This is a genomic window from Micromonospora sp. CA-248089 (assembly GCF_050948515.1).
In the GTDB taxonomy this organism is placed as follows: Bacteria; Actinomycetota; Actinomycetes; order Mycobacteriales; family Micromonosporaceae; genus Micromonospora.
Window position 1 is genome coordinate 3,378,297 of record NZ_CP192016.1, and the last position, 17,282, is coordinate 3,395,578.

The 17,282-nt window shown below is 73.3% G+C and carries 19 protein-coding genes; 10 read left to right on the top strand and 9 right to left on the bottom strand.

Translation table 11 applies throughout. The features are described 5' to 3' along the window. Positions 1-34: 34 nt before the first annotated feature. Positions 35-1,519: a PLP-dependent aminotransferase family protein gene (locus ACQP26_RS16125; protein ID WP_433493238.1), complete on the bottom strand. Its 1,485-nt coding sequence runs from the start codon at positions 1,517-1,519 to the stop codon at positions 35-37. A gap of 29 nt (positions 1,520-1,548) precedes the next feature. Between ACQP26_RS16125 and ACQP26_RS16130 the strand changes: the two genes are divergently transcribed. Then, positions 1,549-2,157 carry a LysE family translocator gene (locus tag ACQP26_RS16130; protein WP_269705971.1) on the top strand — a complete coding sequence of 203 codons (609 nt, stop codon included), beginning with the start codon at positions 1,549-1,551 and terminating at the stop codon, positions 2,155-2,157. A 35-nt stretch (positions 2,158-2,192) separates the two neighbouring features. After that, positions 2,193-2,900 (top strand): B3/B4 domain-containing protein, encoded by a 708-nt coding sequence (locus ACQP26_RS16135; protein WP_433493239.1) that lies wholly within the window; start codon positions 2,193-2,195, stop codon positions 2,898-2,900. A gap of 47 nt (positions 2,901-2,947) precedes the next feature. On the opposite strand, the gene ACQP26_RS16140 is transcribed toward ACQP26_RS16135, so the two are convergent. After that, complete coding sequence (locus ACQP26_RS16140) at positions 2,948-3,187, bottom strand: hypothetical protein (protein ID WP_433493240.1); 240 nt, start codon at positions 3,185-3,187, stop codon at positions 2,948-2,950. A 93-nt stretch (positions 3,188-3,280) separates the two neighbouring features. Here ACQP26_RS16140 and ACQP26_RS16145 point away from each other — a divergent pair, with 93 nt between their 5' ends. Together ACQP26_RS16145 and ACQP26_RS16150 are read left to right on the top strand one after the other, a co-directional pair. Beyond that, positions 3,281-3,985: an SDR family oxidoreductase gene (locus tag ACQP26_RS16145; protein ID WP_433493241.1), complete on the top strand. Its 705-nt coding sequence runs from the start codon at positions 3,281-3,283 to the stop codon at positions 3,983-3,985. Between the two features lie 59 nt (positions 3,986-4,044). After that, a complete protein-coding gene (locus ACQP26_RS16150; RefSeq protein ID WP_281577779.1) occupies positions 4,045-4,614 on the top strand; it encodes a GNAT family N-acetyltransferase in 570 nt (189 codons plus the stop codon). A gap of 18 nt (positions 4,615-4,632) precedes the next feature. On the opposite strand, the gene ACQP26_RS16155 is transcribed toward ACQP26_RS16150, so the two are convergent. The 5 genes from ACQP26_RS16155 to ACQP26_RS16175 form a co-directional block, all read right to left on the bottom strand. Further along, positions 4,633-5,724, bottom strand: coding sequence for an ABC transporter ATP-binding protein (locus tag ACQP26_RS16155; protein WP_433493242.1), 1,092 nt, complete (start codon positions 5,722-5,724; stop codon positions 4,633-4,635). Continuing rightward, on the bottom strand, positions 5,721-6,785 hold the full coding sequence (locus ACQP26_RS16160) for an ABC transporter ATP-binding protein (RefSeq protein ID WP_433493243.1): 1,065 nt from the start codon (positions 6,783-6,785) through the stop codon (positions 5,721-5,723). Before ACQP26_RS16160 ends, ACQP26_RS16155 begins: the two co-directional genes overlap by 4 nt. A gap of 15 nt (positions 6,786-6,800) precedes the next feature. Then, complete coding sequence (locus ACQP26_RS16165) at positions 6,801-7,790, bottom strand: ABC transporter permease (protein ID WP_281577776.1); 990 nt, start codon at positions 7,788-7,790, stop codon at positions 6,801-6,803. A gap of 63 nt (positions 7,791-7,853) precedes the next feature. Beyond that, positions 7,854-9,599, bottom strand: a complete 1,746-nt coding sequence (locus ACQP26_RS16170) for an ABC transporter substrate-binding protein (protein ID WP_433493244.1) — start codon at positions 9,597-9,599, stop codon at positions 7,854-7,856. Positions 9,600-9,657: 58 nt separating this feature from the next. Beyond that, entirely contained in the window at positions 9,658-10,665 is a 1,008-nt protein-coding gene (locus tag ACQP26_RS16175) for an ABC transporter permease (RefSeq protein ID WP_269705955.1), read from the bottom strand. A 408-nt stretch (positions 10,666-11,073) separates the two neighbouring features. On the opposite strand from ACQP26_RS16175, the gene ACQP26_RS16180 reads away from it, so the two are divergent. The 4 genes from ACQP26_RS16180 to ACQP26_RS16195 all read left to right on the top strand — a co-directional run bounded on the left by ACQP26_RS16180 (position 11,074) and on the right by ACQP26_RS16195 (position 13,441). Next, positions 11,074-11,475 (top strand): SSI family serine proteinase inhibitor, encoded by a 402-nt coding sequence (locus tag ACQP26_RS16180; protein ID WP_269705952.1) that lies wholly within the window; start codon positions 11,074-11,076, stop codon positions 11,473-11,475. Positions 11,476-11,607: 132 nt separating this feature from the next. After that, entirely contained in the window at positions 11,608-12,492 is an 885-nt protein-coding gene (locus ACQP26_RS16185; RefSeq protein ID WP_433493245.1) for a pentapeptide repeat-containing protein, read from the top strand. Between the two features lie 343 nt (positions 12,493-12,835). Further along, a complete protein-coding gene (locus tag ACQP26_RS16190; RefSeq protein ID WP_269705949.1) occupies positions 12,836-13,072 on the top strand; it encodes a preprotein translocase YidC in 237 nt (78 codons plus the stop codon). Between the two features lie 108 nt (positions 13,073-13,180). Then, complete coding sequence (locus ACQP26_RS16195) at positions 13,181-13,441, top strand: hypothetical protein (RefSeq protein ID WP_091418334.1); 261 nt, start codon at positions 13,181-13,183, stop codon at positions 13,439-13,441. Here the strand turns inward: ACQP26_RS16195 and rnhA are convergent. Further along, on the bottom strand, positions 13,360-13,929 hold the full coding sequence (gene rnhA / locus ACQP26_RS16200) for a ribonuclease HI (protein ID WP_433493246.1): 570 nt from the start codon (positions 13,927-13,929) through the stop codon (positions 13,360-13,362). The two genes, ACQP26_RS16195 and rnhA, sit on opposite strands and share 82 nt — an antisense overlap. A gap of 70 nt (positions 13,930-13,999) precedes the next feature. Between rnhA and ACQP26_RS16205 the strand changes: the two genes are divergently transcribed. Both ACQP26_RS16205 and ACQP26_RS16210 read left to right on the top strand, forming a co-directional pair. Beyond that, on the top strand, positions 14,000-14,782 hold the full coding sequence (locus ACQP26_RS16205) for a tyrosine-protein phosphatase (protein WP_433493247.1): 783 nt from the start codon (positions 14,000-14,002) through the stop codon (positions 14,780-14,782). A gap of 171 nt (positions 14,783-14,953) precedes the next feature. Then, a complete protein-coding gene (locus tag ACQP26_RS16210; RefSeq protein ID WP_433493248.1) occupies positions 14,954-16,063 on the top strand; it encodes a serine hydrolase domain-containing protein in 1,110 nt (369 codons plus the stop codon). Here ACQP26_RS16210 and ACQP26_RS16215 read toward each other — a convergent pair. After that, on the bottom strand, positions 16,060-17,244 hold the full coding sequence (locus ACQP26_RS16215) for a lycopene cyclase family protein (protein WP_433493249.1): 1,185 nt from the start codon (positions 17,242-17,244) through the stop codon (positions 16,060-16,062). The genes ACQP26_RS16210 and ACQP26_RS16215 overlap by 4 nt on opposite strands. Between the last annotated feature and the right edge of the window lie 38 nt (positions 17,245-17,282).

Sequence of the window (17,282 nt, forward strand, 5' to 3'; positions counted from 1 at the left end):
TTGGAGGAGATCGACTCGTACCCGAACTCCTTGATCAGCGGGGCGGGGTGAGGGCGCGACGGGCCTCGGCCACCGTCGCGAGGGCACTGTCGATGTCGGAGGGTGGGGTCGCGGCGTAGCCGAGGACCAGGCCGGGCGGCTGCGGGCGCTGGCCGTGCCACGACAGCGGGTGGACCTTCACGCCCCGGCGCAACGCCGCCGCCGCCAACGCCCGGTCGTCGACGTCGCCGGGCAGCGTGACCATCAGGTGCAGCCCGGCCGCCGCGCCGTGCACCACCGCCCCCGGCAGGTACGCGCCGACCGCGCGGATCATCGCGTCCCGGCGGCGTACGTGCCGATGGCGCAGCAGCCGCAGGTGCCGTTCCAGCGCGCCGGACTCCATCAGCTCGGCCAGGACGAGCTGCGCCAGCGCCGCGTTGCCCAGATCGGCCGCCCGCTTCACGGCCACCGCGTCGGCGTGCAGCGCGGGCGGCACCAGCATCCACCCGATCCGCAGGGCCGGCGCGAGCAGCTTGGAGATGCTGCCGACGTAGCAGACCCGGTCCGGCGCCATGCCCCGCAGCGCCGGTACCGGCGGACGGTCGTAGCGGTGCTCGGCGTCGTAGTCGTCCTCCACCACCAGGCCGCCGTCGCGTGCCCACCGCAGCAGCCGCCGGCGCCGGTCCCCGTCGAGCACCACCCCGGTCGGGAACTGGTGCGCCGGGGTGAGCAGCACGGCCGGCGCGCCGGACCGCTCCAGCTCGTCGACGCACAGGCCCCTGTCGTCCACCGGGACCGGCGGGGTCGCCAGCCCGGAGTACGCCAGGTGCTGCCGTACGCCGAGGGAGCCGGGGTCCTCCACCGCGACGGTGTGCGTACCCCGATCGCGCAGCACCCGCGCGAGCAGGCCGAGCGCCTGGGAGACCCCGGACACGATCACCACCTCGGCCGGGTCGGCTCGGATGCCCCGGCCGCGGGCCAGCCAGTTCGCGACCGCGAGCCGTAGCGCGGGCGTGCCGGCCGGGTCGCCGTAGCCGAGCGCGGCGGGCGTCAGCCGGTGCAGGACGTTGCGTTCGGCCCGCAGCCAGGCCGCGCGGGGAAAGGCCGCCAGATCGGGTACGCCGGGCGTCAGGTCCACCTCGGCGGGTACGGCGCGCAGCTCGTCGAAGGCGTCGAGGCCGGGCCGGCCGGCGAACACCTCGGCCGCTTTCCTCGGCCGGGGCGGCCGGGTCACCACGGCGGCCGGCGAGGCGACCACCACCGTTCCGGCCCGGCCACGCCCGGCCACCTGCCCGTCCTCGGCCAGCCGCTGGTACGCCTCGGTCACCACGCCCCGGGAGACACCCAGCTCGGCGGCGAGCACCCGGCTGGCCGGCAGGCGGGTGCCCACCGGTGCGCGGCCGTCGGCGATCGCCGATCGCAGGCGGGCGGCCAGCCAGTCCGCGCGGCCACCCGGCGGCGCCTCGCCGACATCGAGCTGGAGGAAGTCCGCACCGGCCGCTTTGGACTCCTCAATGACGACAGCTTTGGCCCTGTCCATCGGACCATTATGGCCACAGGCTGGACCGCATGACAGTCGCATTCCTGCTGACCACACTCGTCGTCGCGATCACGCCGGGCACCGGGGTGATGCACACGCTCGCCACCACCGTGGCCGGCGGACGCCGGGCCGGCCTGGCCGCTGCCGCCGGCGGCACGCTCAGTCTCGTCCCGCACGTGATCGCTGCCGTGACCGGCCTGGCCGCCCTGCTGCGCGCCGGCACCCCGGCGTTCCGCGTGGTGACCTGGCTGGGTGTGGCGTACCTGCTCTGGATGGCGTGGTCGGCGCTGCGCGACCGGGGCGCGTTCGCCCTCGACGGCGACCGGCCCCCGCGCCCGGCGGCGGCGGTCTTCCGCGACGGGGTGCTGATGAACCTGCTGAACCCGAAGGTGACGGTGTTCTTCGTGGCGTTCCTGCCCCAGTTCGTGCCGCCGGACGCGCCCGCCGCCACCGTGCGCATGCTCGCCTGCGGCCTGGTGTTCATGGCCGTCACACTGCTGGTGTTCGCCGGGTACGCGCTCCTGGCCGGCGCGCTGCGCCGCCGGGTGCTGTCCCGGCCCCGGCTGACCGCGCTGCTGCGGCACGCCTTCGCCGGCAGCTTCCTCGCCCTGGGCCTCGGCCTCGCGTTCACCGCCTGACCCGTACTCGCTCGCCCGTAGAAGGAGTCTTTCCCGTGCGCTTCCGGCACTCCCCCGAGATCTGGTCGGCCTATCCGGAGCTGACCTGCGGCGTCCTGCACGCCGCCGGTGTCACGCCCGACGCCGACGTCACGCCGCTGCTGGCCGGATATCTCGGCGCCGCCCGGAACCGGCTCGCCGCCGGGCCGGAGGGTGGCTTCCCGGAGATCCAGGCGTGGCGTCGCGCGTTCGCCCGGATGGGCTGCCCGCCGACCCGCTACCGCTGCGCCGCCGAGTCGCTGCTGCGCCGCCTGCGGCGGGACGGGGACCTGCCCCGGCTGCACCCGCTCGTCGACCTCGGCAACGCGCTCTCGGTCCGGTACGCCGTCCCGGTGGCAGTGCTCGACCTGGCAGGGATCGACGGCGACCTGACCGTACGCCCGGCCGACGGCACCGAGTCCTACCTGGGTCTCGGCGGGGAGAGCGAGCAACCCGCGCCGGGCGAGGTGATCTTCGCCGACCAGGGCGGACACGCGCACGCCCGGCGCTGGTGCCACCGGCAGAGCGGCGCGTCAGCGGTACGGGCCGGCACCGCTGAGGTGCTGGTGGTGGTCGAGGCGATGCACGAGGGGGCGGCGCCGACCGTACGCCGGATGCTGGACGAGCTGGCCGCGGCGCTGGCCGAGCAGTGGCGCGTGCCGTCGCGGACGGCGCTGCTCACCGCTGACGCGCCCCGGTTCGCCGTGCCGGTCCGGACGGGCTGACGCCGGCCGATTCGGCGACGGCGCGCGGATCGCGGGCGCCGGCGTGGTCAGGCGTCGGGGTCGGTCCGGTCGCGCGCCATCAGCGCGTCGAACTCCGCCGGGGCGACCGGCTCGCCGTGCAGCTCCCGCAAGGCGTCGGCGAGCCGCGCATCGCCGGTGCCCCACCAGCGCCGGGCGAGATCGGCGGTGCGGCCGAGCGAATCCTCCCCCACCCGTTCGGCGCCTATCTCGGCACGCATCATGCGCAGGAAGCGGACTGTCACGGCATCGGAGTCATCGGCGATCACGCCCGTACCCTAGCGAGCGGGTCCGACGAAACCGCCGGGTGAGCCGGGGTCGTCCGGCCGGTTGAGGTCGCCGCCCGCGGGTAGTGCGCGGACATGCCCGAACGATACGAGGACTACGACCGCGTCGCGATCGTCACCGGCGCGGACTCCGGCATCGGCAAGGCGTGCGCGGTGGCGCTCGCCGAGCTGGACCTGACCCGGCTCCCCGAGGCGGCGGCGGTCATCGACGAGCTGGCCGACCGGCTCGGCGGCCTGGGCGTGCTCGTCAACAACGCCGGCACCGGCCTGTCCGAGCCGTTCGTGGACGTGAGCTGGGCGAAGTGGCGCGAGGTGCTGGCGGTCGACCTGGACGGCCCGTTCCTGTGCTCGCAGCGGGCCGCCCGGCGGATGCGCGCGGCCGGACGGGGCGGCCGGATCATCAACATCACCAGCGTGCACGAGCACGCGCCCCGGGTCGGCTCGTCGGCGTACTGCGCGGCGAAGGGCGGGCTCGGCCTGCTCACGAAGGTGATGGCGCAGGAACTGTCGGCCGACGGGATCACCGTCAACGCGGTCGCGCCGGGCGAGATCGCCACCCCGATGACCGGGCAGGAGGACGTCGACCCGTTCACGCAGCACCGGCCCGGCGTGCCGGTGGGACGTCCCGGTGACGCGCGGGAGGTGGCGGCGGTGGTGGCGATGCTCGCCTCGCCGGCGGCGGCGTACGTGACGGGGGCGTCGTGGGCGGTGGACGGGGGGATGCTGGTGATGGGGCCGCAAGCGTCTGCCCTCGCTTCTGATTCGTGGCGTTCCGTCTAGCGGTCAGCCGCCGGGCGCGGGGGCAGCGGGCGGCCCGGCCCGTCACTACGGTGCGGAGGATGCAGAGTTCCGATCCGCTGGTGGCCGGCGTCGTGCACGAGGCGCCCGGCTCGACCGTACGACTGCGCCCGGTGGCCGAGGACGACCTGGCGATGCTGCGCCGTTTCGCTGTCGAACCCGGGCTGATCGGGCTCGACTGGGCCGGCTTCCGGGACGCCGCCGCGCCGGCCCGCCGCTTCGCCGAGGACGGCTATCTCGGCGAGCAGGTGGGCGGCCTGATCGTCCAGGTCGAGCCCCCCGACGTCGCGGCCGGATTCCTCAGCTATCGCCAGGGCCAGCACGGCGGGCGGGCACCGTACTGGGAGATCGGCATCGTGCTGCTGCCCGAATGGCGCGGCCGGGGTCTCGGCTGGCGGGCCCAGGCGCTGCTCTGCGACTACCTGTTCAGCCACACCCCGGCGCAGCGCATCCAGGCCGGCACCCATCCCGAGAACGTTGCCGAGCAGCGATCGCTGGAGAAGGCCGGCTTCCAACTGGAGGGGGTCTTGCGGGCCTGTGAGTTCCGGGCCGGCGCCTGGCGGGACGGGTGGCTCTACAGCCGGCTGCGCGACGACCCGTCACCGCTGTGACCGCTCGGCGTCCCCTGGTCAAGGTGCGGGCTCGGCTCCCATGACCGCATCGAATGGTGTTTGCCTCTCCGGGTAGTGGCAGGCGGTGAGTTGTGTGCCGCCGTCCCGGGTGGTCAGCGCGGGTTCTTCGGTGGCGCAGTGGTCGGTGGCTTTCCAGCAGCGGGTGCGGAAGCGGCAGCCCGATGGCGGGTTGAGTGGGGTGGGGACGTCGCCGGTGAGGCGGATGCGGCCGGCGGGTCCGAGGGTGGTGACGTCGGGGATGGCGGACAGCAGGGCCCTGGTGTAGGGGTGCTGGGGCCGGGTGTAGATGGTGTCGCGGTCGCCGATCTCGACGATTTTTCCGAGGTACATGACGGCGACGCGGTGGCAGAAGTGCCGGATGACGGCCAGGTCGTGGGCGATGAACACGAACGCCAGGTCCAGGTCGCGTTGCAGGCTGCGCAGCAGGTTGATGACCTGCGCCTGGATGGACACGTCCAGCGCGGAGACGGGTTCGTCGGCGACGATGAGTTTCGGTTTCAGGGCGAGGGCGCGGGCGATGCCGATGCGTTGGCGTTGCCCGCCGGAGAACTCGTGCGGGTACCGGTTGTAGTGCTCCGGGTTCAACCCGACGAGTTCGAGGAGTTCCTGGACGCGGTGTTTGACGCCGCCGGGTGGGGTGATCCGGTTGACCTGCAACGGCATCGCCACGATCCGCCCGACGGTGTGCCGGGGGTTCAACGACGCGTACGGGTCCTGGAAGATGATCTGCAGGTCCTGCCGCAACCCGCGCAACTCACCACGTTTCGCATGCGTGATGTCCCGCCCCGCGAACGCGATCGACCCGGCGGTCGGCTCCAGCAGGCGCACGAGCATCCGCCCGGTCGTGGTCTTCCCACAGCCCGACTCCCCCACCAGGCCGAGGGTCTCGCCGGGGCGCACGTCGAAGTCCAGCCCGTCGACCGCCCGCACCGCACCCGTGGCACGCAGGCCCTGCCGGACGGGGAAGTGCTTCGTCAGACCGCGCACCGACAGCAGCGGCTCCGCCGCGAGCCGGGCCGCGCCGCCCGCGTCGCTTCCCGCCCCCGAGACGCCCACCACCGGCACCTGCCCGTTCGCCACCGTGTTCATCGGGCCACCCCCACCTGTGCGACCTCGTCGCGGTAGATGCGCTCCCGCGCCGCTACCGGCAGATGACACGCCGCCAGATGACCCGGCGCACCAGCGGTGCCCAGCTCCGGTACCTCCGCGCGGGACCGGTCGCCGTTCACCCCGGCCCACCGGCAACGCGGATGAAACGCGCACCCCGGCGGCAGGTTGATCAGGCTCGGCGGGTTGCCGGGAATGGGCAGCAGGTCCGCGTCCGCGTCGCCGTGCAACGACGGCACACTCGACAACAACCCCCACGTGTACGGATGCTGCGGCGCCCGCAACACCCGCTCCACACTCCCGTGCTCCACCGCCCGACCCGCATACATCACCAACACGTCATCAGCCACCTGCGACACCACACCCAGATCGTGGGTGATCAACACGATCGCCGACCGGAACTCCTCCTGCAGATCCGCCAGCAGATCCAAGATCTGCGCCTGCACCGTCACATCCAACGCCGTCGTCGGCTCGTCGGCGATCAGCAGATCCGGGTCGTTCACAAGCGCCATCGCGATCATCGCCCGCTGCCGCATCCCACCGGAGAACTCGTGCGGAAACTGCTCGAACCGCCTCGCCGGCTGCGGAATCCCCACCCGCCCCAGCATGTCCACCGCCCGGCTGCGCGCCTCCCGCTTCCCGGCCCTCGGGTGATGCACCCGGTACGCCTCCGCGATCTGCCTACCCACCGAGTAGTACGGATGCAACGCCGACAACGGATCCTGAAAGATCATCGCCATGTCCCGGCCCCGCAGCCGCCGCACCTCCTCCTCACCCAACCCCACCAGCTGACGCCCACCCACCCAGATCTCCCCCGAGATGGCCGTGCGCTTCGCGTTGTGCAAACCGAGAATCGCCAGCGACGTGACGCTCTTACCGGAACCGGACTCCCCCACGATCCCCAACGTGCGACCCCGCTCCACCGCGAACGACACCCCGTCCACCGCCCGCACCACACCGTCCTCGGTGTCGAACCGCACCCGCAGGTCCTCGACCCGCAGGTACGGGCCCTCGCCGCGACGCGGCGCCGGAAGCTCCACCATGTCCGTTCCCTCCCGTCAGCTCAGCCGGACCCGTGGGTCGATCACCGCGTACAGCACGTCGACCACGATGTTGGCGACCACGATGAACACCGCGGCCAGCAGCACCGTCGCCATCACCACCGGCAGGTTGAGGAACTGCACCGCCTCCACTGTCGCCTTGCCGAGACCCTGGAGGCCGAAGATGGTCTCGGTAATGAACGTGCCGCCGAGGCTGGTGCCGATGTCCAGCCCGGCGATCGTCACGATCGGCGTGATCGCCGCCCGCAGCGCGTGCCGGGTGTGCACCTTCCGGGCGGGCAGCCCCTTCGCCCGGGCGGTACGGACGAAGTCCTCCGACAGCGTCTCCAGCATCTGGGCCCGGGACAGCCGGGCGTACAGCGCCGAGTTGAGAAAGCCCAGCGTCATCCAGGGCAGCAGCAGCCCGGCCGCCCAGCGCAGCGGGCTCTCGGTCAGCGGGGTGTAGCTGGGGAACGGCAGCAGGCCGGTGGAGTAGACGAGCAGGTAGAGCAGGATCAGCCCGAAGAAGTACACCTGCATGGACGCCCCGGCCAGCGTGACGCCGATGGCGGCGCGGTCGAACGCCGTACCCCGGCGCAGTGCCGACACCATGCCCAGCGAGACGCCGAGGCCGAGCCAGAGCACGGCGCCGCCGAGGACGATGCTGAACGTCACCGGTGCCCGCTGGGCGACGATCTCGGTGACCGGCTGGTTGTTGCGGAACGAGTAACCCAGGCAGGGCGCCGGGCAGTCCTGCCGGAAGTCGCCCTCGCCGTAGGTCCGGCCGGCGAACACGCCGCCGACGAAGTCGGCGTACTGCCGGGGCAGCGGCTGGTCGATGCCGAGGCGGCGCTCGACCTGGGCGATGTCCTCGGCCGTGCAGTTCTTGCCACACATCACCTTCGCCGGGCTGCTCGGCACCGCGAAGAACAGACCGAACGTGACAAGGCTGATGACGACAAGGGTCAGGGCGGCGACGAGCAGCCGCCGTACGACGAAACGGAGCACGGGAGCACCTCCCCCGGTGTGGGCGCGGGGGCGACCGCCGTGGCAGCCGCCCCCACGCGGCTGTCACTTCTTCACGTAGATGCCGTTGAGCGAGATGATCCCGAACGCGTCGCTGAGGAAGGCGTTGCCGACCTTCGAGCCGTGCAGCTCGTAGGTGGCGTCGTAGTAGCAGGGCACGACCGGGGCGTACTTCTCCATGATCGTGCGGTCGAGCGCCATCCAGCCGGCGTCCTGCTCCGCGGCCGGCAGGGTGCGGACCCGGTCGATCTCCGCGCTGACCGACGGCTCGTTGAGGTACGACAGGTTCTGGTTGCCCTCGGCCACGATCTCCCGTCCGTCGTAGACCGGCGGGATGACAGTGGAGCCGGTGGGCCAGTCCGAGCCCCAGCCGGTGAGGTACATGTCGTACGGGTTGTCCTTGCGGCCGACCTCGTCGTAGTAGCTGCTGTTGTCGATCGGCTTCATCACGATGTCGAAGCCCATGTCGGTGAGGTTCTTGCGCAGCGCCTCGGCCTGCTGGGTGCGCAGTTCCAGGTTGGAGTGGGCGAGCACCAGCTTCGGCCGCTTGCCGGCGAGCAGTTCGGCGGTCTTGGCCTTGTCGCCGGTGACCGGGGCGTTGAACACGTCGTACGGGACGAACCCGGCGGTGGTGGGTGACATGAGCGTGGTGGCCGGTGAGCCGGCCGCCTGCCCGCCGAGCACCTTGAGCAGCGCGTCCTTGTCGACGGCGTAGTTCAGCGCCCGCCGTACGCTCAGGTCGGTGACCCGCTGGGTGTTGATGCTGAGCACCCAGTTGTACTGCGTCGGACCGCGCACCACCCGATCGGCGACGCTCGCGCCGGTGGTGCGGGGCAGCACCGACGGCGGCACGTCCGACCAGCTCAGCGACGCCTGGTCGGCCGGTCCGTCGGCCACCAGACGCTCGGCGATCTGGGCCTGCTCCAGGCCGAACGTCATCCGGATCGCGTCCGGGTACGCGTTGCGGATCGGGTCGGTCGCCGGATCCCAGTTCGGGTTGCGTTCCAGCTCCAGCGCCACGTCGCGCTGGTAGGTCTTCACCCGGTACGGCCCGGACGAGAACGGCCGCAGGTCGTAGTTGGCGCGGGTGTCCTTCGCCGCCGGCACGGGCGCGCTGGTGGGCAGCGCCGCCGCGTACGGCAGGTCGCAGTGCGGCTGCGGGAACGTGAACCGGATGGTCCGGTCGTCGGGTGTGGTGACGCCGTCGGGCACCGGCTTGCCACCGTCGTACGGTCCCTTGTAGGTGGCGTTGTACGCCCCGCCCGGGTAGAGCCACTGCTGGATGTAGTGCGGGCCCTCGTTGAGGTTCGCCGCGAACGACCGGGCGATGCCGTGGGCGACGTCCTTGCTGCTCACCGGCGTGCCGTCCTCGTACTTCACGCCGTCGCGCAGCGTGAACTCCCAGACCTTGCAGTCGCCGTTCACGTCCTTGCCGGGGTTGGTGGCCAGGTCACCGACGAGCAGCAGCTTGCCGCTGCCGTCCTCCTTGTAGCCGTTGAGCGGGCGGTACAGCATCCCGCCGGCGACCTGCTGCACGTTGACGTAGTTGCGGGCCGGGTCGAGGTGTTCGAAGTCGGCCGGCTGCATGACGGTGAGGGTGCCGCCGCGGCTCGCCCCGTCGACCGGCTTCGCCGGGCCCTGGTTGTCGGCGGCCTCGTACGAGATCGAGCCGCTCTGGGTCTTGGTCTTCTGGTCGTCACCGCCACCGTCGTCGGTGGTGGGGCTGCAGCCGGCGGCGGCCAGCGCCGCCACGGCGAGGACACCTGTCAGTGTCCGGGTTCGTGCGCGCACGATGTGCTCCCTTCCTGCCCGGCGGCCCCCGCCGGCCGGGCACTGATGGCCGTGGGGACTACCGGGTGGAGCGGGGATCCAGCGCGTCGCGCAGCGCGTCGCCGAGCAGGTTGAACGCCAGGACCAGCAGGAAGACCGTCAACCCGGGGAACAGGGTGTACCAGGGGTCGCTCGCGACGTAGCCGATGCTGTTGAAGATCATGCGGCCCAGGTCGGGCGTGGGTTCGGTGACGCCGATGTTGACGAACGCCAACGCCGCCTCGATGGCGATGAACTGCGGCACCATCAGCGAGACGGTGACCAGGATCGGCGCCCAGATGTTCGGCAGCAGCTGCCGCAGCAGGATGTGCGCGGTGCCGGCACCGGCGGCCCGGGCCGCCTCGACGAACTCGCGCTCCCGCAGCGAGATCACCTGGCCGCGGACCAGCCGCGCGGTGTACGTCCAGCTGAACAGGCCGAAGGTGGCGACGATCAGGGCCACCCGGAACGCGGGCGACGGCGCCTCCCGGTCGGAGTAGAAGCGGTCCTGCAGGATCGGGATGACCGCGAGGGCGAAGATGAGGAACGGGAACGCGAGCGTGAGGTCGATCAGCCAGTTGACGACGCCGTCCAGCCAGCCTCTGGCCCACCCGGCGAGCACACCGACCGCGACACCGATTCCGGAGGCCAGCAGCGCCGAGGCGAACGCGATGAACAACGACGTCCGCAGGCCGTAGACCAGCTGCATCAGGATGTCCCGGCCGCTGCCGGGCTCGAGTCCGAGCCAATGGTCGGAGCTGATTCCGCCGGCGTACCCGATCGGCATTCCGAAATCGTTGAGCCGGTCGACGAACTTGTCGGTCGGGTCGATTCCGGTGAGCCGTCCCAGCAGTGGCGCGCCGAGCGCGACCAGGGCGGCGACGGCGAGTGTGACGGCGCTGGCCCGGGCCGTACGGTCGCGTCTGAGCCGCATCCAGGCGAGCCGGCCGGGTGACCGGCCGACGAATTCGCCGGGCCGGCCGGGCGGGCCGGGAACGGCCTCGACGTCGGGGCCGGGGACGGCCGGTGGGTACGACAGTTCGCTCATGAGCAGTCCTCCCGACGGGGACGAAAACGCCCTGCCACCCGACGGTAAAGCGCTTGGGTACGCCGAAAAGAATCGTTCCGGTAACGGCCGTTCCGGTTGTCGCGCATTGACAACGATCCGGCGCACGGAATGCATCGGCGCAATAACGGCGCGATTCGGTTGTCAGCCTTTCAGGCAGGCGTTTCGCGAATTCGGAATGCGTTGCCGCAAGGCACTCGGGCGGTTGTCAGCCGTTCGGGCATTCCCGTACGCCGATGTCACAGCGGACGGGCGTCGCGGTCGACCGTCGTAACACTTCGTGACGCTTCGCGTTCACACCGTCCACCTAGGGTTCTCGGCGGTCCGGTTCGCACGACGTACCGGGCCGTCCACCGGCCCTCACCCGGGGCCCCGACGGAAGGACCACCCATGCCCTTCGCCCGACGTACCGCCGCACTGGCCCTGGCCGCCGCGCTCGGCGGCCTCGCCGCGCCGGCCTCCCCCGCGCAGGCCGCGCCGCGCCCCGGCCCGCAGACCCCCTCGGTGCTGCTGCTCACCGTCGACGACGGCGCCGGCGTGCGCGCCACGGTGCTGACCTGCGGGCCGACCGGCGGCCTGCACCCCGACCCGATCACCGCCTGCCGGCTCGTCGCCCGTGTCGACGGTGACCTGGACGCGCTCGACGTGGACGGCGCGCCGTGCACGTCGCAGTACGCCCCGGTGGTCGCCCGCGCCGTGGGCTTCTGGCAGAACCGCCCGGTCGCCTACACCCGGACGTTCGCCAACGCCTGCCTGATGCAGCGCACCACCGCCTCCCTCTTCACCTTCTGACGCCACCCCACCCCTTCAGCGTTGATCATGAGGTTGGCGGCGGTCCCGGTCCGGTTTGTCGCCGTCAACCTCATGATCGACGGAGTGGGCGGGGTGGGGTGGGTGGGCAGGTGGGCGGGGTGGGTGCGGAGAATGGGGACCGTGGTGGTGGAGTCGGGCGTGGCGGGCGGCGGGCGGGAATTGCGGGCGGACTGTTCGCGCTGCGCCGGGGTCTGCTGCGTCGCGCCGGCGTTCACCGCGTCGGCCGACTTCGCCATCGACAAGCCCGCCGGGCGGCCCTGCCCGAACCTGGGCGCCGACTTCCGCTGCGGCATCCACACCGAGCTGCGAGAACGCGGCTTCCCCGGTTGCACCGTGTTCGACTGTTTCGGCGCCGGACAGCACCTCACCGGGCACACGTTCGCCGGCCGCGACTGGCGGGCTGACCCGGCCACCGCGCAACGGATGTTCGACAGCTTCGCGGTGCTGCGGCCGCTGCACGAGCTGCTGTGGTACCTGACCGAGGCGGTACGCCTGACCCCGCCCGGGCCGCTGCGCGACGAGCTGGCCGCCGCGCTGGACGAGACCGGCCGGCTCACCGACGGCACCCCCGACGAGCTGCTCGCACTCGACGTCGACGCACACCGGGACCGGGCCAACCGACTGCTGTCCCGCGCCGCCGAGCGGGCCCGCGCCGGAAAGGCCGGGCCGGACCGCCGGGGTGCGATGCTGATCGGGGTGGACCTGCGCCGTACCCCGCTGGCCGGGGCGAACCTGCGGGGCGCCTGCCTGATCGGGGCCGACCTGCGGGGCGTACGCCTCGGCGCCGCCGACCTGACCGGCGCGGACCTGCGCGGGGCCGACCTGCGCGGCGCGGACCTGAGCGAGTGCCTGTTCACGCACCAGTCGCAGCTCGACGCCGCGCGCGGCGACCACCGCACGGTCCTGCCGCCGGGGCTACGCCGCCCGGCCCACTGGACCCTGACGCTGACCCCGGCCCGCCCCCAGCCCCGGCAGCGCCGCCGCCAGCCCCGCTGACGCCACCCACGCGCGCCCCCGCCGCCGACGCCACTCACGCCGACCCCCGGCCCGCCCGCATCTTGGCACCCGCTCCCACCCCACCCCCGCACCGCGACGATCAAGGACTTTGTGTCCATTTCCGCCCGCCGCCAGGCCACAAACTCCTTGATCACCCCCTCGGCCGGCCCGCCAGGGCCACCTCGGCGGTGATCAAGGAGTTTGGGTCGGGGTTCAGGGCTGGATCGGGACACAAAGTCCTTGGTCAACTGCGACGCCGGGACCGGGCGGAGGCGCGTGGGTTTGGTGGGGGTGGGGTGGGGTAGGCGGCGCGGACGACGTCGACCGACGGGAGGGGCCACCGGTGGGGTATCGGGCACGCGACGGTGAGGAGCCGGTCGACCCGGCGCACGCCGAGGACGAGGCCGGGCAGGTTCCGCTGGTGCAGACGGCAGCGGACACCGACGTGCCGGCGCCCGCCCCCGGCACGCCGAAACCGGACGAGGTGACCGAGGACAACGGATCCGGCATGGCGGGCGGCGCCTCCGGCAGCAGCTCGGGCGGCTCCTCGATGCCGACCCACCCGGACGCGGCCCGCTGACCGGGCGCGAGCACCGGCCGAACCCGGGCCACCGAACGAACCGGGCCCGTCGCCAGGGCTCGGGCGACCCGAACGTTTGCCGTCACCCGCTGCGGGCAGGAGTGCGACATGACCAGTGAACAGTCCTTCGGCCGCGCCGCCGGCGACGAACCCGACGGCGCTACCGCGTACGAGGCGTCCCTGCGCCCGCCGGGCGAGTCCCTGCACACCACCGACGACACCGGTGACGACTTCGCCGACCTGCCCGCCGAGGACCGGCGCTCGGCACGGGAGGTCAGCCGCGCCGGTTACGACGTGGCGGCCGTCTCCGGCACCGGCGATCCGTCCGAGGAGCCGGAGGAGATCGAGGAGGGCCGGCCGCTGCGCTGACGCGCGCGCGGGGTGGTGGCGGCCGCGCTGGCGCCCCGCGCCTCGGTCATGCCCCGGTTCGCCAGCGCGTCCGCGCGCTCGTTCTCCGGGTGCCCGTTGTGCCCCTTGACCCACAGCCAGGTCACGTCGTGCCGGGAGCAGGCCGCCTCCAGCGCCTGCCACAGGTCGGCGTTCTTCACCGGCTGCTTCGCGGCGGTCAGCCAGCCGTTGCGCTTCCACGAGTTCAGCCAGCCGGTGATGCCGTTACGGACGTACGTGCTGTCGGTGTGCAGGCGTACCGTGACCGGGCGGGTGAGGCTCTCCAGCGCCCGGATGGCAGCGGTCAGCTCCATCCGGTTGTTCGTCGTCGGGGTGGCCTCGCCGCCGCACAGCTCCCGCTCGTGCCCGCCCCAGCGCAGCACCGCGCCCCAGCCGCCGGGCCCGGGATTGCCGCTGCACGCGCCGTCGGTCCAGATCTCCACGACCCGGCCGGTCTCCGCCTCCGCCATGCCCGGCAACCTACCGGGTACGCGAGCGCGCGGGACCACAGGACCCGCCGTGCCCGGCTAGCGTGCCGGGATGACCACTCCCCCGGACTTCGCCACCCTCTGCAACTTCCGTGACCTGGGTGGCTGGCGGACCGGCGACGGCCGCACCGTCGCCCGGGGCCGGCTCTACCGTTCCGACTCGCTGGCCAAGCTCGCCGGTGACGACCTGGAACGGTTCGCGGCGCTCGGCGTCCGCACCGTGATCGACCTGCGGTACCCGTGGGAGATCGCCGGCCGCGGCCGGGCGCCGGAGAGCCTCGGCGTGACCTGGCACAACCTGAGCATCGAGCACCGGCCGTACGTGCAGGCCGACATCGACCCCGGCGTGGACCCGTGGCGCTACCTGGCCGACCGGTACGCCGAGGTGGCCGAGGACGGCGTGGCCGAGCTGCGCCGGGCGATCGAGGTGATCGCGGACGGCGAGCATCCGCTGGTGTTCCACTGCGCCTCCGGCAAGGACCGCACCGGCCTGCTCGCCGCGCTGGTGCTGTCAGTGCTCGACGTGGACGACGACCAGATCGCCGCGGACTTCGCGCTCACCGAGCACGCCACCGACCGGCTGGTCGCCGAGTGGCGGGACCGCAACGGCGGCGCGACGCCGGGCTGGCCGGCGTACGGGCGGGCCCCGGCCGAGATCATCCGGCTGGCGCTGGCCGACCTGCGGGCCGCCCACGGTTCGGTGCGCGGCTACGTGACCGGCCGGCTCGGCGTCGGCGAGGAGACGATCGCCGCGCTGCGCGCCCGGCTGCTCACCGGCGACACGAACCCGCTGCCCGCCCAGGGAACCGGCGCGCCGACGCCGGTCGCCCGCTGAGGCCGCCGACGGCCGGCACCGAGCCGCCGGGCATCGCCGAGCAGACAGCCGGGCGCCACCGCGCCGATCGGGGTGACGACGCCACCCACGAGCGCCGGTGCTGGCACCGAGCCGCCGGGCCACGGAAAAGCATGCGACGGACGGCACGCCGGTCTGGCACGCTGCGAGATCGTGGACACGCGGTGGGACGGCCTGCGGGCCGAGGTACGGGCGACGATCGACGAGCTGGTCTCCTCCGGCCGGGAGACCGGCGTGCAGGTGGCCGCGTACCTGGACGGGGTCGCGATCCTCACCGAGCAGGCCGGGCTCGCCGACACCACCACCGGCAGGCCGATGACCGCCGACACGCCCGTGCACGCCGTCTCCACCGGCAAGGGTCTCACCGCCACCGTGGTGCACGTGCTGGCCGAGCGGGGACGCCTTGACTACGACCTGCCGCTCGCCGCGGTGTGGCCGGAGTTCGCCCGGCACGGCAAGGGCGGCATCACGCTGCGGCACGTGCTCACCCACACCGCCGGCCTGCCCGCGCTGCCGGCCGACGTCACGCCGGAGGACTTCACCGACTGGACGCGCATGTGCGACCTGCTCGCCGACGCGCGGCCGCTGTGGGCACCCGGCGAGCGGCTCGCGTACCACGCGTGGACGTGGGGCTGGCTGCTCGGCGAGGTGGTCCGGCGGGTCACCGGCGCGCCGATCTCGCGGGTGCTGGCGCAGGAGGTGGCCGGGCCCCTCGGCGTGGACCGGGAGCTGTTCCTCGGCGTACCGGAGGCGGACCTGCCCCGCCTGGCCCGGCTGGAGGACGCCGGCCTGTCCGCGCTGATGACCTGGGCCGGGGCCAACCTGCCGCACTTCGACGCGGTGGCCCCACCCGCCGTACGGCCGGACACCGTCATCGGCTCCCGCCCCGACGTGCTGCGCGCCGACGTGCCGTCGGTCGGCACGATGAGCGCCCGCGCGGTGGCCCGGATGTACGCGGCGCTGCTCGGCCCGGTCGACGGGGTGCGGCTGATCTCCGCCGAGCGGATGCGGGAGGTGTCCGCCCCGGCGGTACGCGCGCCGGAGTGGGTGTTCGCGCAGGAGAGCACGTTCGGGCTCGGGTACGCGGTCGAGGACGACGGATCGTTCGGCACCGCCGGAAGTGGCGGCAGCCTCGCGTTCGCGTACCCCGAACTGGGGTTGACGGTGGCGGCGGTGCGCAACCGGCTCGGCGCGGGCGACGGCGACCCGATGGAGGGCTTGCGGACGCTGGTGCGCGACCGCGTCGCCGAGGCGACCGGCTAGCGGCGCAGGCGGGCGCGCAGCCGGCCGGCCGCGTCGCCGAGCACCGCGCCGGTCATCGGCAGCAGCGGGCTGGACCGCATCACCGCCAGGTCCTCCGCCGGGCTGGTCACGCCGTCGAGGAACCGCAGCACCCGCTCCGGCGGGTTGCGGTCGAACAGCCGCTCGAAGAACTCCACCCCGCCGACGTGCCCCCGGTCCAGCGCGCGCAGCGCCACCGCGTCCATCCACAGGTGCCGTCCCGGGTACGCGGGCGCCGGCACCGGCGGACGGCCGGCGGCGAGCGCCAGGGCCACCTGGTCGGCCTGGCGCAGCATCGCGGAGAACGTGAAGCCGGTGGACGGGCGGGTCGCCCCACCCGCGGTGCCCAGCCGCACCACCCGGGGGCTCGGGCGGGACTCGAACGGGCCGTCGGTCATCGGGATCACGCCGTTCTCGACCTCCCGCACCCGCAGCGCGGTCAGGTCCAGGCCGAGCAGGTCGGCGTACCCGCGCAGCGCCGCGTCGTAGCCCGCGTCGTCGAGCAGTTCCGGCCCGAACTCGGTGTACTCGACGAGCGCGAACCGGTCGTCGACAGGCAGCACGTACCCGAAGGAGACGCCGCGTTGCGGCTGCGGGGTGCGGAAGTCCATCAGCACCGCCCGCTGCGGGTCGAACGTCGGCCGGTCGGCGGTCAGCCACCAGCCGCGGAAGTGCTGCAACCAGCTGGTACGTCCCGGCCGCCTCGGCCGCCGTGGCCGCGAGTCGAGCACCCAGCCGGCCCGCACCAGGTCCCGGCCGTCCGGGTCGCGGACCGTGACCCGCTCACCGTCGTCGCGCAGTTCCCCCGCCGGGGCGCTGATCCGGACCGCGTCCAGCCGCCGCTCGGCCTCGGCAGCCCGGTCGTAGACCGGGGCGGAGCGCAGCATGCCGTACCGCAGGGGGTCGAGCGACAGGACGCGGCGGGCGGCGGGCGTGACCACGTCGACCTGCGACCAGCTCGCGCTCAACAGCGGGTCGAGATCGTCGCCGGGCAGGCCCCAGAACGCCCAGGTGCGGTCCTGGCCGCGTTTGTGCACCGGGTCGACCACCGCGACCCGCAGCCCGGTCACGCCGTGCCGGTCCAGCGCGGCCAGGACCAGGGACGCGGCGCCGCCGCCGCCGACCAGCGCGAGGTCGACGTCGACCGGGAAGGATGCGTGCATCCGGCCACGCTGCCACATCGGCCTCCGGCGGCCCCGGC

Excerpts from the sequence above, each read along its gene's own strand:
- ACQP26_RS16150 (WP_281577779.1), top strand. The coding sequence starts at position 4,045 with ATGCAGAGTTCCGATCCGCTGGTGGCCGGCGTCGTGCACGAGGCGCCC.
- rnhA (WP_433493246.1), bottom strand. The coding sequence starts at position 13,929 with ATGGCGGAGGCGGAGACCGGCCGGGTCGTGGAGATCTGGACCGACGGC.
- ACQP26_RS16160 (WP_433493243.1), bottom strand. The coding sequence starts at position 6,785 with ATGGTGGAGCTTCCGGCGCCGCGTCGCGGCGAGGGCCCGTACCTGCGG.
- ACQP26_RS16145 (WP_433493241.1), top strand. The coding sequence starts at position 3,281 with ATGCCCGAACGATACGAGGACTACGACCGCGTCGCGATCGTCACCGGC.
- ACQP26_RS16215 (WP_433493249.1), bottom strand. The coding sequence starts at position 17,244 with ATGCACGCATCCTTCCCGGTCGACGTCGACCTCGCGCTGGTCGGCGGC.
- ACQP26_RS16195 (WP_091418334.1), top strand. The coding sequence starts at position 13,181 with ATGACCAGTGAACAGTCCTTCGGCCGCGCCGCCGGCGACGAACCCGAC.
- ACQP26_RS16155 (WP_433493242.1), bottom strand. The coding sequence starts at position 5,724 with ATGAACACGGTGGCGAACGGGCAGGTGCCGGTGGTGGGCGTCTCGGGG.
- ACQP26_RS16130 (WP_269705971.1), top strand. The coding sequence starts at position 1,549 with ATGACAGTCGCATTCCTGCTGACCACACTCGTCGTCGCGATCACGCCG.
- ACQP26_RS16175 (WP_269705955.1), bottom strand. The coding sequence starts at position 10,665 with ATGAGCGAACTGTCGTACCCACCGGCCGTCCCCGGCCCCGACGTCGAG.
- ACQP26_RS16205 (WP_433493247.1), top strand. The coding sequence starts at position 14,000 with ATGACCACTCCCCCGGACTTCGCCACCCTCTGCAACTTCCGTGACCTG.
- ACQP26_RS16125 (WP_433493238.1), bottom strand. The coding sequence starts at position 1,519 with ATGGACAGGGCCAAAGCTGTCGTCATTGAGGAGTCCAAAGCGGCCGGT.
- ACQP26_RS16180 (WP_269705952.1), top strand. The coding sequence starts at position 11,074 with ATGCCCTTCGCCCGACGTACCGCCGCACTGGCCCTGGCCGCCGCGCTC.
- ACQP26_RS16185 (WP_433493245.1), top strand. The coding sequence starts at position 11,608 with ATGGGGACCGTGGTGGTGGAGTCGGGCGTGGCGGGCGGCGGGCGGGAA.